Annotated in this window: 13 protein-coding genes; 11 read left to right on the forward strand and 2 right to left on the reverse strand. The window is 70.2% G+C overall.

Features of this window, described 5'->3' with window-relative positions:
* Positions 1-34 precede the first annotated feature (34 nt).
* The gene (locus E0W78_RS14985) at positions 35-1,345 is read right to left on the reverse strand and encodes an HNH endonuclease signature motif containing protein (protein WP_131404740.1); all 1,311 of its coding nucleotides are present in this window, start codon (positions 1,343-1,345) and stop codon (positions 35-37) included.
* A 567-nt stretch (positions 1,346-1,912) separates the two neighbouring features.
* Between E0W78_RS14985 and arc the strand changes: the two genes are divergently transcribed.
* From arc to E0W78_RS15015, 6 genes are all read left to right on the forward strand, one after another.
* Positions 1,913-3,637: a proteasome ATPase gene (gene arc / locus E0W78_RS14990; protein WP_131404741.1), complete on the forward strand. Its 1,725-nt coding sequence runs from the start codon at positions 1,913-1,915 to the stop codon at positions 3,635-3,637.
* 50 nt (positions 3,638-3,687) lie between these two features.
* Positions 3,688-4,104, forward strand: coding sequence for a GNAT family N-acetyltransferase (locus E0W78_RS14995; RefSeq protein WP_131404742.1), 417 nt, complete (start codon positions 3,688-3,690; stop codon positions 4,102-4,104).
* 89 nt (positions 4,105-4,193) lie between these two features.
* Positions 4,194-4,877 carry a TetR family transcriptional regulator gene (locus E0W78_RS15000; RefSeq protein WP_131404743.1) on the forward strand — a complete coding sequence of 228 codons (684 nt, stop codon included), beginning with the start codon at positions 4,194-4,196 and terminating at the stop codon, positions 4,875-4,877.
* Positions 4,874-5,797, forward strand: coding sequence for a TIGR01777 family oxidoreductase (locus E0W78_RS15005; protein ID WP_131404744.1), 924 nt, complete (start codon positions 4,874-4,876; stop codon positions 5,795-5,797). Before E0W78_RS15000 ends, E0W78_RS15005 begins: the two co-directional genes overlap by 4 nt.
* Before the next feature lie 54 nt (positions 5,798-5,851).
* Positions 5,852-7,354: a depupylase/deamidase Dop gene (dop, locus tag E0W78_RS15010; RefSeq protein ID WP_131404745.1), complete on the forward strand. Its 1,503-nt coding sequence runs from the start codon at positions 5,852-5,854 to the stop codon at positions 7,352-7,354.
* 50 nt (positions 7,355-7,404) lie between these two features.
* Positions 7,405-7,701 (forward strand): hypothetical protein, encoded by a 297-nt coding sequence (locus E0W78_RS15015; RefSeq protein ID WP_131404746.1) that lies wholly within the window; start codon positions 7,405-7,407, stop codon positions 7,699-7,701.
* A gap of 4 nt (positions 7,702-7,705) precedes the next feature.
* Here E0W78_RS15015 and E0W78_RS15020 read toward each other — a convergent pair whose 3' ends face one another.
* Entirely contained in the window at positions 7,706-8,113 is a 408-nt protein-coding gene (locus E0W78_RS15020) for a VOC family protein (RefSeq protein ID WP_131404747.1), read from the reverse strand.
* A 92-nt stretch (positions 8,114-8,205) separates the two neighbouring features.
* On the opposite strand from E0W78_RS15020, the gene E0W78_RS15025 reads away from it, so the two are divergent.
* The 5 genes from E0W78_RS15025 (at position 8,206) to E0W78_RS15045 (ending at position 12,376) form a co-directional block, all read left to right on the forward strand.
* Positions 8,206-8,400, forward strand: a complete 195-nt coding sequence (locus tag E0W78_RS15025; RefSeq protein ID WP_131404748.1) for a ubiquitin-like protein Pup — start codon at positions 8,206-8,208, stop codon at positions 8,398-8,400.
* Positions 8,401-9,216, forward strand: coding sequence for a proteasome subunit beta (gene prcB / locus E0W78_RS15030; RefSeq protein ID WP_131404749.1), 816 nt, complete (start codon positions 8,401-8,403; stop codon positions 9,214-9,216).
* A 24-nt stretch (positions 9,217-9,240) separates the two neighbouring features.
* Complete coding sequence (gene prcA, locus E0W78_RS15035) at positions 9,241-9,936, forward strand: proteasome subunit alpha (RefSeq protein WP_131404750.1); 696 nt, start codon at positions 9,241-9,243, stop codon at positions 9,934-9,936.
* 67 nt (positions 9,937-10,003) lie between these two features.
* Positions 10,004-11,365, forward strand: a complete 1,362-nt coding sequence (pafA, locus tag E0W78_RS15040) for a Pup--protein ligase (protein ID WP_131404751.1) — start codon at positions 10,004-10,006, stop codon at positions 11,363-11,365.
* 93 nt (positions 11,366-11,458) lie between these two features.
* Positions 11,459-12,376, forward strand: a complete 918-nt coding sequence (locus E0W78_RS15045; protein WP_131404752.1) for an FKBP-type peptidyl-prolyl cis-trans isomerase — start codon at positions 11,459-11,461, stop codon at positions 12,374-12,376.
* Positions 12,377-12,384 lie beyond the last annotated feature (8 nt).

Below are 12,384 nucleotides of genomic sequence, written 5' to 3' on the forward strand. Positions count from 1 at the left end.
TCCTTGAGCTTGTCGAAAGGAGCCTTCGACAAGCTCAGGCGGGTTCGACGACTCGGGGTCGGTGCTCGACGTGGCGGGCGTGGCGCAGGGGTCGCTGCTGTGGGTCGATCCGGGGTGGTGGGACGACCTCGACGATTCCGTCCATCGCCAAGCGCGCTGACCAGTCGGAGTCGTGGAGCAGGTGGTGGTGGAAGAAGCAGAACAGGGCGCCGTTCTCGATCGACGTGGCTCCACCTTCGCTCCACGGTCGGAGGTGGTGCGCTTCGCACCATCCGGGTGGCCGGTCGCAGCCCTTCCACGAGCAGCCACCGTCCCGCTTGGCCAGGGCGGCTCGTTGGTGCTGGTCGTGAAGTCGCTTGCGCCGGCCGACGTCCATCGACTGGCTCGCGCCGTCGAGAACCATGGGGATGATTCCGGCGTTGCAGGCCAGCCGCCGGGCTTGGGAGGCGGAGAGTCCGGTGTCGGTGGAGAGCATCGCCCGGCCGAGGTCACGGACCAGGTCGTCGTGCTTCATCGAGACCGTCACCGTGGCCGCAACACCGCCGGCCTGCGGAAAGCAGTCGCTCGGGAGGTGCTCGACCAGCTCGCACAGCGCCAGTCCCATCCGGCGGGCGTGGTCGAGCCGTCCGATCTCTTGGTCGGAGTGGTCGCCGTCGACGTCGCGGAAGATCGCACCGTCCCTACGGGGTGAGCCGAGGCCTTCGAGGACGGTCTTGAGCATGTCGGCCTGCACGTCCGGCAACACACCACGAATGAACGAGCGTCCCTTGCCCATGCGAGTGATCGACAGGTGGGTCTCGTCCCAGGCCTGCTTCTCCTGCCGCTCCAGCTGGGCGCCGATGATCTCGTCGGCACTGTCCGGGTCGACGACCTCCACGATCCGGTTCGCCAGCCGGCGCAGGTCGTCCGCCCCGAACTCGCGAGCGTGCTCCAGCAGGGTGGCCTCGGCGTCGTCGTGCTGCTCGTCCACGAACCACTCCGGCAGGGCGTCGAGGGCCTTCAGGATGATGTGGGCCTGCTCGGTCGTCAGTTCGCCGGCGTCCCACCGCTCGCGGGTGACGGCACCGCGCGTGGAGTCCAGCCGGGTCAGCGACACGAACTTCGACGCCTCGCGCTTCGAGACGTTCGTGGTGGCGGCCAGCCACACCGTGGGCGACGTGCAGCCGTCCTCACGGGGCAAGCCACGATCCTCAGCAGCCGCGGTGAGCCGGACGGTCAGCGCCTGGAGCGCGGCCGCGGCCTGGGCGGCGGCTCGCAGCTCAGCGCGGATCTCGCGGTCGGTCAGCGTCCACGGCTCGAGCGCGCTGGACTCCTCCAGCAGTGCCGCCACCTGATCGCTGATCATCCGAAACCCCCGTGTCGAACGTTTGTTCTAGTCTACCTCGCAGGGGTGACAGGAACAACGCGATATCCACTGGAATCTCAGACGATTTCGGGATTTCGACATGTCCTTTCGACAAGCTCAGCGAGCGGGGGCAGGCGAGCCGACAAGCCGAAGCGCTCGCGCACCCACCCGCCTCGTCATCAGCCCCTCGGGCGACCACGCACCCAAGCTCCTTTCGACAAGCTCTAGGAGCGGGGAGGGCGAGCCGACGAAGCAAGGCGAGCGAACACCCGACCGCCTCCTCATCAGCCCTCGGGCGACCACGCACCCAGGGCTCCTTTCGACAAGCTCATGGAGCGGGGAGGGCGAGCCGACGAAGCAAGGCGAGCACCGCCCATCGCCTCGTCTCCAGCCCCTCGGGTGACCACGCACCCAACCTCCTTTCGACAGGCTCTAGGAGCGGGCTTGGGCGAGCCGACGAACCAACCGGGCCACCTCCACACGCCGCAACCGAGCCGCAACGTCCGTGCAACGCACGTGCTGGCCCGATCCTTGTAGGGTCGTTCGCAAGAGCCCAGGAGGTGCACGATGAGCGACCAGCAGCAGCCCTCTTTCCACGCCCTCGAGCAGGAGGCGGCCCAGCTCCGCGCCGAGGTCGAGCACCTGCGCCGGCGGGTCTCGCACGAATCCGGGACGGACACCCGGCTCGCCGAGCTGGAGCACCGGCTGTCGACCACCGCGGCGCAGAACGAGCGTCTCGGCGCCACCCTCCGCGAGGCGCGCGACCAGATCATCGCGCTCAAGGAGGAGGTCGACCGGCTCGCCCAGCCGCCCACGGGCTTCGGCACCTTCCTGCAGGGCAACGACGACGAGACCGTCGACGTGTTCACCGGCGGCCGCAAGCTCCGTGTCAACGTCAGCCCGGCCGTCGACCGCGAGGGTCTGCGCAAGGGCCAGGAGGTCATCCTCAACGAGGCGATGAACGTCGTCGCCGCGCTCGACTTCGAGCAGACCGGCGACGTCGTCATGCTCAAGGAGCTGCTGGCCGACGGCGACCGCGCGCTCGTGCTCGGCAACGCCGACGAGGAGCGCATCGTCCGGCTGGCCGACTCGCTGCGCGACACCAAGCTGCGCGCCGGCGACTCGCTGCTGCTCGACGCCCGCTCCGGCTACGTGTACGAGCGCATCCCCAAGAGCGAGGTCGAGGAGCTCGTGCTGGAGGAGGTGCCCGACATCGACTACGAGTCCATCGGCGGCCTGCGCGGCCAGATCGACTCCATCAAGGACGCCGTCGAGCTGCCCTACCTGCACCCGGACATGTTCATCGAGCACGAGCTGAAGCCGCCGAAGGGCGTCCTGCTCTACGGACCGCCCGGCTGCGGCAAGACGATGATCGCCAAGGCGGTCGCCGCGTCGCTGGCCAAGAAGGTCTCCGAGCGCACGGGGGAGGAGGGCCGCTCCTACTTCCTCAACATCAAGGGCCCCGAGTTGCTCAACAAGTACGTGGGCGAGACCGAGCGGCACATCCGGCTCGTCTTCCAGCGCGCGCGAGAGAAGGCCAGCGAGGGCACGCCGGTCATCGTCTTCTTCGACGAGATGGACTCGCTGTTCCGCACCCGCGGCTCGGGCGTCAGCTCCGACGTCGAGAACACGATCGTCCCGCAGCTGCTCAGCGAGATCGACGGCGTCGAGGGCCTGGAGAACGTGCTCGTCATCGGCGCCTCCAACCGCGAGGACATGATCGACCCGGCCATCCTGCGTCCGGGCCGCCTCGACGTGAAGATCAAGATCGAGCGTCCGGACGCCGAGTCCGCCCGCGACATCTTCAGCAAGTACCTGCGCCCGTCGCTGCCGCTGCACGCCGACGACCTGTCCGAGTGGGGCGGCGACCGGGTCGGCTGCGTGAACGCGATGATCCAGCGGGTCGTCGAGCACATGTACGCCGAGACCGAGGCGAACCAGTTCCTGGAGGTGACCTACGCCAACGGCGACAAGGAGGTCATGTACTTCAAGGACTTCAACTCCGGCGCCATGATCCAGAACATCGTCGACCGCGCGAAGAAGATGGCGATCAAGGACCTGCTCGACCACGGCAGCAAGGGCCTGCGTGTCCAGCACCTGCTGCAGGCCTGCGTCGACGAGTTCAAGGAGAACGAGGACCTGCCGAACACCACGAACCCGGACGACTGGGCCCGCATCTCGGGCAAGAAGGGCGAGCGCATCGTGTTCATCCGCACGCTCATCTCGGGCAAGGGCGGCAACGAGCCCGGACGCTCGATCGACACCGTCGCGAACACGGGACAGTACCTCTGAGCACCATCACGCTGCGCGTCGGTGCCTACGACGACCCCGAGGTCGTGGCCATGACGCACGAGGTCCAGGGCGAGTACGCCGTGCTGTACGGCGGTGACGGCGACACCGCGCCGATCGCCGCGGACGAGTTCGTGGCCCCGCACGGCCACTTCGTCGTCGCCGAGGTCGACGGCGAGGCGGCCGCGATGGGCGGTTGGCGGCGTGGCGGTCCGCAGCCGGGCGACGCGGAGATCAAGCGGATGTTCGTGCGCAGGCGCTTCCGCCGGCAGGGGCTCTCGCGGCTCGTGCTTGCCGAGGTCGAGCGCACCGCGGCCGAGGCCGGGGTGGCCCGGCTCGTGCTCGAGACCGGGCTAAAGCAGCCCGAGGCGATCGCGCTGTACCGGGCCAGCGGGTACGAGGACATCCCGCCGTTCGGCTACTACGCCGAGTCGCCCAGCAGCGTCCCGCTGGCCAAGTCGCTGACCTGATCCCGGGCGACTCGCCGCCACACCTGAACGCGTTCAAGTGCGATGCGCTACGGTGCAGTTGAACACGTTCAACTGAGAGGTGGACCGAGATGGCACGGACCGGGGCGGAGACCCGCGAGCTGCTCGTCGACACGGCGCTCCGGCTGTTCCGCGAACAGGGCTTCGACGGCACGACGATGCGCGGCATCGCCACGGAGGCCGGGGTCTCGCTCGGCAACGCGTACCACTACTTCGCCGGCAAGGACGAGCTCGTGCAGGAGCTCTACCGGGTCGTGCAGGTCGAGCACCGCGACCGGACGCTGCCGCGGCTCGACCCCGGTGCGCCGCTGGCCGAGAACCTGCGGACGACGCTCCACACCGGCCTGGACGTCATGGCGCCCTACCACGCGTTCGGCCAGGCGTTCGTGCGCGTGGCGCTGCCGTCGTCGTCGCCGGCGAGCCCGTTCTCGCCGGAGTCGGCCGGGCCGCGCGACCTGGCGGTCGACCTCATGCGGACGGTCGTGGAGTCGTCGAGCACCCGCGTCCCGGCCCGGCTCCGGGAGCGGCTGCCGCACCTGCTCTGGCTGGCCTACCTCGGCGTGACGCTGCACTGGGTCACCGACGGCTCTCCGGACCAGCGCCGCACCCGCCGGCTGGTCGACGGCCTGGCACCGGTGGTCGGTCGAGCCCTCTCGCTCTCGCGCCTGCCGGTCGCCCGCGGCCTGGTCGACGACGTCCTCACCCTCGCGACCGGCCTCGACGGGGCCGACCGCCCCACGAAGGAGCACGCATGAGCCGCACCGTCGTCATCGCCGGAGCCTCCGGCTTCCTCGGCCGGCACCTGAAGGGTCGCTTCGAGCAGGACGGCGTCCGGGTGCGCACCATCGGCCGCGGAGCCGCTGCCGACGCCGACTGGAGCGACGACGCGCACCTGGCCGCCGTCCTCGACGGCACCGACCTGCTCGTCAACCTCGCCGGACGCTCGGTCAGCTGCCGCTACACGAAGCGGACGGCCGACGAGATCTTCTCCTCCCGGGTGCAGACCACCGCCGCCCTGGGCCGCGCGCTGGCCGCCTGCGCCGCCCCACCCCAGCTGTGGGTGAACGCCAGCACCGGCACGATCTACCGCGACTCGCGGGACCGGCCGATGGACGAGCCCACCGGCGAGATCGGCACGGGCTTCTCGGTCGCCGTGGCCCAGGCGTGGGAGCGGACCCTGTTCGAGTCGCCCGCGCCGGTGCGCAAGGTCGCGCTGCGGATGTCGATCATCCTCGGCCCGGGCGGGGGCGCGGTGAACCCGCTGATCGACCTCGCGCGCGTCGGGCTCGGTGGCCACATGGGCGACGGCGGTCAGGTCTTCAGCTGGGCCCACGCGGACGACGTCCTGGGCGCCGTCGAGCACCTCGTCGCCCACCCGGAGATCTCCGGCCCGGTCAACGTCGCCACCGACGACCACGTCACCAACGCCGAGCTCATGGCCCAGGTGCGGGCGGCCGTCGGACGCCGACGGGGCGTGCCGACCCCTGCCTGGCTGCTCGAGCTCGGTGCCCGGGTCATCCGCACCGAGCCGGAGCTGGTGCTGAAGAGCCGCTGGGTGGATCCGCGCGTGCTGCGCGAGAGCGGGTACGCCTTCGTCCACCCGACGCTCGCGGGCGCCTTGGACGACGTGGTGGCCGGGTCGCCGCGCGGTCTTCTGCCCGTGCAGCTGGGGTAGGCGCCCCTAGGGTGGGGGCATGAGCGTGCGAGTCGTCGAGACGGAGGCCTGACCGTGACCGTCCGCCGGGTGCAGGGCAGCGAGGTCGAGTACGGCATCGCCGTGCAGGGTCAGCCGCGCGCCAACCCGATGGTGAGCTCGACCCACCTGGTCAACGCCTACGCGGCCGCGCACGGCCTCACCCGCCGGGCGCGCTGGGACTTCGAGGAGGAGAGCCCGCTGCGCGACGCCCGCGGGTTCGACCTCTCGCGCGACGCCGCCGACCCGACGCAGCTCACCGACGAGGACCTCGGGCTGGCCAACATCATCCTGACCAACGGGGCGCGGCTGTACGTCGATCACGCGCACCCGGAGTACTCCAGCCCCGAGTGCACGAACCCGCGCGACGTCGCCCTGTGGGAGAAGGCCGGCGAGCTGGTCATGGGACGCGGCGCCGACCTCGCCGGACAGGTGCCCGGCCAGCCCGCGCTGCTGCTCTACAAGAACAACATCGACAACAAGGGCGCCTCGTACGGCTCGCACGAGAACTACCTGATGGACCGCCGGGTGCCGTTCGACCGCATCGTCGCCCAGCTGACGCCGTTCTTCGTCTCGCGCCAGGTGTTCACCGGCGCCGGACGCGTCGGGCGCAAGCAGGACGGCAGCGAGAGCGGCTTCCAGGTCAGCCAGCGCGCCGACTACTTCGAGGTCAACGTCGGGCTCGAGACCACCCTCAAGCGTCCGATCATCAACACCCGCGACGAGCCGCACGCCGACGCCAAGAAGTACCGCCGGCTGCACGTCATCATCGGCGACGCCAACCTCAGCGAGACCGCCATCTACCTCAAGCACGGCACGACGTCGCTGGTGCTCGCGATGATCGAGGCCGGGTTCCTGGCCGACGTGCCCGTGCTCGCCAAGCCGGTGCCGGCCCTGCACGCGATCTCGTACGACCCGACGCTGCGCGCCACCGTGCCGCTCGACGACGGCCGCGCCGTCACCGCGCTGCAGCTGCAGCGCTGGTACCTGGAGCAGGCGCAGAAGTTCGTCGTGGCCGAGGGCGGCGACGACATGACCGACGACGTGCTGCGCCGCTGGGACGACGTCCTGACCCGGCTCGAGCGCGACCCGATGGAGTGCCGCAGCGAGCTGGACTGGGTGGCGAAGCTGTCGCTGCTCGAGCGTTACCGCGAGCGCGACGGCCTGGACTGGGACCACGCGAAGCTGCACCTGGTGGACCTGCAGTACCACGATCTGCGCCCGGCCAAGGGGCTGTTCCACCAGCTCGTGCGCACCGGACGCATGCAGCGGCTGTTCACCGACGACGAGGTGCGCGCCGCGGTCGAGAACCCGCCCGAGGACACGCGGGCGTACTTCCGCGGACGCTGCCTGGCCAAGTTCTCGCGCGACGTCGCCGCCGCGTCGTGGGACTCGGTCGTGTTCGACCTGCCCGGGCACGACTCGCTGCAGCGCGTGCCCACGATGGAGCCGCTGCGCGGCACGCGCGAGCACGTCGGACAGCTGCTCGACGACTGCGACACCGCGACCGAGCTCGTCCGCACCCTCACCGGTCGCTGAACGACGCTGGTCCAGGTTCGTCCGCCACGCCGCGCCACTAGGGTCGGGGCGTGACCGAGCACCCCGAGACCACGTCCCCGCGGCGTGCCTGGCTCCGCCGGGCCTTCGACGACATGGGCGAGGCCGACTGGACTCGTGGCTGGGTCCTCTACGTGCTGTCGACCCTGCTGGGGGCGATGCTCGTCGGCGACCGTTCGATCTCGGTCAGCGACGCGTTCTGGGGGATCCTCCCGGCGATGCTCGCAGCCTGGCTCTGGCGCCGCGAGCATCGCGTCGCCGCCCTGCTCGTCGGCGCCCTCATGCTCGGTCTCGGCTTCGCGGCGGGCGCTTCGCAGGGATCCTGGTGACCGTCTAGCCGACGAACAGGCAGAACGGGTGCCCGGCCGGGTCGGCGTAGACGTACAGCGCCTCCTCCGGGTCGTCGGACTCGTCGAGCAGCAGCCGCGCGCCGAGACCGAGGATGCGCTGGTGCTCGGCCTCGAACGAGTCCTGGTCGGGCACCGTGAGGTCGAGGTGCAGCTGCTGCGGCACGCCGTCCTCGGGCCAGGTGGACTCCGGCAGGGTCGGCACCTGCTGGAAGCAGACCTGGACGCCGCCGCCCGGCGGCACCAGCGTCAGCCAGCCGTCGCCCTCGTCGGGCGTCTCGTCGCCGTCGCGGTACTCGTAGCCGAGCAGCTCGCGGTAGAACTTGGCGAGGGCTCGGGTGTCGGTCGTGTCGAGCACCACCTGTCGCAGGGACGCTCGTGCGTGCTGGGTCATGGGACCACCTCCGGCTCCGAGCGTCGCACGCCGCGCCGACACCGGCACGCGATCCACCGAGCGCGCCTCCGGGTGCGTACTAGGGTGGCGCCATGGCCGAGCAGCAGCACCGGAGCACCCGCAAGAGCAACGAGGACGAGGTCCGGACCGACGTCCCCGAGGTCGACGCCGAGCGCCGCGAGAAGCTCGACGACGACGTGGACGCGATCCTCGACGAGATCGACGACGTGCTGGAGGAGAACGCCGAGGAGTTCGTCCGCAGCTTCGTCCAGAAGGGCGGCGAGTAGATGCTGCCGGAGGAGTACCGAGCCGTCGGTGGTTCCTCGTTCGCAGACTTCCTCGCCTCCCGGGCACCGGACATGCTGCCGGGCGCCCGCTACAACGGCACGACCGAGCTGGAGGGCGTCACCCACGGCACGACGATCGTGGCCGCGACGTTCGACGGCGGGGTCGTCATGGCCGGTGACCGCCGGGCCACCATGGGCAACGTCATCGCCCAGCGCGACATCCAGAAGGTCTTCCCGACCGACGAGTACTCGTGCGTCGGCATCGCCGGCACGGCGGGCATCGCGGTCGAGATGACCCGGCTGTTCCAGGTCGAGCTCGAGCACTACGAGAAGATCGAGGGCGCCACGCTGTCCACGGACGGCAAGGCGAACCGGCTGGCCGCGCTCATCCGCGGCAACCTCGGCATGGCGATGCAGGGCCTGGCCGTCGTGCCGCTGTTCGCCGGCTATGACCTCGACGCCGGTGTCGGGCGCATCTTCGCCTTCGACGTCACCGGCAACAAGAACGAGGAGCGCACCTTCCACTCGGTGGGGTCGGGCTCGACGTTCGCCCGCGGCTCGCTGAAGAAGCTCTACCGGGCCGGCATGAGCGAGGCCGACGCCGTCACCGCGGTCGTCCAGGCGCTGTACGACGCCGCGGACGACGACACCGCCACCGGCGGGCCCGACCTGGCCCGGCGCATCTTCCCGCTCGTCTCGGTCATCACCGCCGACGGCTACCGCGCCTGGACCGAGGAGCAGACCGCCGCGGTCGCCGACCAGGTCATCTCGGCGCGTATGCACGCGCCGGACGGACCGCACGCCCCGCTGACCTGACGGCCGCTCGACCAGGAGACTCCCATGACCGCACCTTTCTACGTCTCGCCCGAGCAGCTCATGAAGGACCGGGCGGACTTCGCCCGCAAGGGCATCTCGCGCGGCCGCAGCGTCGTCGTCGTGCAGTACGCCGACGGCATCCTGCTGGTGGCCGAGAACCCGTCCAAGGCGCTGCACAAGATCAGCGAGATCTACGACCACATCGGCTTCGCCGCGGTCGGCCGCTACAACGAGTTCGAGAACCTGCGCATCGCCGGCATCCGGCTGGCGGACGTCCGCGGGTACTCCTACGACCGCCGTGACGTCACCGGCCGCAGCCTGGCCAACGCGTACGCGCAGACGCTCGGCACGATCTTCTCCTCGGGCGCCGAGAAGCCCTACGAGGTCGAGCTGTTCGTCGCCGAGGTCGGGCACGCGCCCGAGGACGACCAGGTGTACCGGCTGACCTACGACGGCTCGGTCGCCGACGTCCAGGGCTACGGCGTCATGGGCGGGCAGAACGAGCTCGTCGAGACCTACCTGGGGGAGCACTACGCGGCCGGCCTCGACCTGGCCGGCGCGCTGCGCCTGGCCGCGTCCGCGCTCGGGGCCGACAGCACCCCGGCCCGCACGGTCACCGCGGAGTCCCTCGAGGTCGCCGTGCTCGACCGCACCCGCTCCCAGCCGCGCAAGTTCAAGCGGCTCGGGGACGCCCGGGTGGCCGAGGCGCTGCAGGGCTGACCCACGCCACGCCGCGCCCGCCGTGAGATCACCTGGCGCGACCTGGCCCGCGGACTAGGGTTCCTACATGGACCGGCGGATCTTCGGGATCGAGAACGAGTACGGGGTCACCTGCTCGTTCAAGGGCCAGCGCCGACTGTCGCCCGACGAGGTGGCGCGCTACCTGTTCCGTCGGGTGGTGTCGTGGGGGCGCAGCAGCAACGTGTTCCTCAAGAACGGCGCCCGGCTGTACCTGGACGTGGGCAGCCACCCCGAGTACGCGACGCCCGAGTGCGACGACATCGTCGACCTGGTCACCCACGACCGCGCCGGCGAGCGCATCCTCGAGGGACTCATGCTCGACGCGCAGAACCGGCTCGCCGAGGACGGCGTCGAGGGCGACATCTACCTGTTCAAGAACAACACCGACTCGGCCGGCAACTCCTACGGCTGCCACGAGAACTACCTCGTGGGCCGGCAGGGGGAGTTCAGCCGGCTGGCCGACGTCCTCATCCCGTTCCTGGTGTCGCGCCAGATCATCGTCGGCGCGGGCAAGGTGCAGCAGACGCCGCGCGGCACCGTGTTCTCGGTGAGTCAGCGGGCCGAGCACATCTGGGAGGGCGTCTCGAGCGCCACCACCCGGTCGCGGCCGATCATCAACACCCGCGACGAGCCGCACGCGGACGCCGAGCGCTACCGCCGGCTCCACGTCATCGTCGGCGACTCGAACATGAGCGAGACGACGACGATGCTCAAGGTCGCGTCCACCGACCTGGTGCTGCGGATGATCGAGGCCGGCGTCCCCATGCGCGACATGACGCTGGAGAACCCGATCCGGGCGATCCGCGAGATCGCCCACGACATGACCGGACGCCGCAAGGTGCAGCTGGCCAACGGCCGTGAGCTGTCGGCGCTGGAGATCCAGGCCGAGTACTTCTCCAAGGCCGCCGACTTCGTCGACCGCACCGGGCTGTCGTCGCCGACCCTGCTGCGTGCCCTCGACCTGTGGGAGCGCACGCTCAAGGCGGTCGAGTCCGAGGACCTCTCGCTCGTGGAGCGCGAGATCGACTGGGTGATCAAGTACAAGCTGCTCGAGCGCTACCGCTCGACGCACGGCCTGACCTGGTCGGACGCGCGCATCGCCCAGCTCGACCTGGCCTATCACGACATCCGCCGCGACCGCGGCCTGTTCCACCTGCTCGAGCGGCGCGGCTCGGTCGCCCGCGTGTCGCGCGACCTGGACGTGTTCACCGCCAAGAGCGTCCCGCCGCAGACCACCCGCGCCCGCCTGCGCGGAGAGTTCATCAAGCGCGCGCAAGAGCGCCGGCGCGACTTCACGGTCGACTGGGTGCACCTCAAGCTCAACGACCAGGCGCAGCGCACGGTGCTGTGCAAGGACCCGTTCCGGGCCCACGACGAGCGCGTCCAGAAGCTCATCGACGGCATGTGACGGGCTGCCGGAGACACACAGCCGGCTGTCAGCATCCTCTTGGCCTCCGTCGCTAGGGTGGGGGAGGTTTTCCCGTCCTCCAGGAGGTACTTCGTGCGCCGTCTTCTCGCTGTGGCCCTCGGGTCGATGCTCGTCCTGTCCGGCTGTGGTGGTGGTGACGACGCCGGCTCCAAGGCGCTCTCCGACGTGAAGGTGACCGGCGCGGCCGACAAGGAGCCGAAGGTCGACCTGGAGAAGGGCCTCGAGGTCGACTCGACGTCCACGAAGGTCATCGAGGAGGGCGACGGCGAGGAGCTGAAGGAGGGCGACGTCGTCAAGCTGAGCTACGTCGCGTACAACGGCCGCACCGCCAAGGAGGTCGACAACTCCTGGAAGGCCGACCAGCGCCTGGTCGCCACCCTCAAGGAGGGCGCGATCCTGCCCGGCTTCGTCAAGGGCCTGACCGGCCAGAAGGTCGGCAGCCGCGTGCTCGTCGGCATCGCCCCGAAGGACGGCTTCGGCCAGGCCAACACCCAGCTCGACCTGAAGAAGGACGACTCGATGGTGTTCGTCTTCGACGTCGTGGCGAAGCTGCCCACCGAGGCGACCGGCGCCGAGCAGAAGGTGCCGAGCACCGTCCCGACCGTCGAGCTGGACGACCAGGGCCACCCGAAGGGCTTCAAGGCGACCAAGCAGACGCCGAAGAAGGTCTCCAAGCAGGCCGCGTACGTCGCGATCAAGGGCGACGGCCCCAAGGTCGAGAAGCAGCAGGCCATCACCATCAACTACACCGGCCAGGTCTACCCCCAGGGCGCCGTCTTCGACGAGTCGTGGTCGAAGGGCCAGCCGTTCACGAGCACGATCGGCACCGGCCAGCTCATCCCGTGCTGGGACCAGCTGATCGGCCAGACCGTCGGCAGCCGCGTGCTGCTGGTCTGCCCGGCCGACACCGCGTACGGCGACCAGGGCCAGGGCGACATCAAGCCGGGCGACACGCTGCTGTTCGCAGTGGACGTGCTCGACGCCGACTGACATCCTGC

Source organism: Aeromicrobium sp. IC_218 (assembly GCF_004336805.1).
Classification (GTDB): Bacteria; Actinomycetota; Actinomycetes; order Propionibacteriales; family Nocardioidaceae; genus Aeromicrobium.

Coding starts and splice junctions, on each gene's coding strand:
- E0W78_RS15000 (WP_131404743.1), top strand. CDS start 4,194: ATGGCACGGACCGGGGCGGAGACCCGCGAGCTGCTCGTCGACACGGCG.
- pafA (WP_131404751.1), top strand. CDS start 10,004: ATGGACCGGCGGATCTTCGGGATCGAGAACGAGTACGGGGTCACCTGC.
- E0W78_RS15025 (WP_131404748.1), top strand. CDS start 8,206: ATGGCCGAGCAGCAGCACCGGAGCACCCGCAAGAGCAACGAGGACGAG.
- arc (WP_131404741.1), top strand. CDS start 1,913: ATGAGCGACCAGCAGCAGCCCTCTTTCCACGCCCTCGAGCAGGAGGCG.
- E0W78_RS15005 (WP_131404744.1), top strand. CDS start 4,874: ATGAGCCGCACCGTCGTCATCGCCGGAGCCTCCGGCTTCCTCGGCCGG.
- prcA (WP_131404750.1), top strand. CDS start 9,241: ATGACCGCACCTTTCTACGTCTCGCCCGAGCAGCTCATGAAGGACCGG.
- E0W78_RS15020 (WP_131404747.1), bottom strand. CDS start 8,113: ATGACCCAGCACGCACGAGCGTCCCTGCGACAGGTGGTGCTCGACACG.
- E0W78_RS14985 (WP_131404740.1), bottom strand. CDS start 1,345: ATGATCAGCGATCAGGTGGCGGCACTGCTGGAGGAGTCCAGCGCGCTC.
- prcB (WP_131404749.1), top strand. CDS start 8,401: ATGCTGCCGGAGGAGTACCGAGCCGTCGGTGGTTCCTCGTTCGCAGAC.
- E0W78_RS14995 (WP_131404742.1), top strand. CDS start 3,688: ATGACGCACGAGGTCCAGGGCGAGTACGCCGTGCTGTACGGCGGTGAC.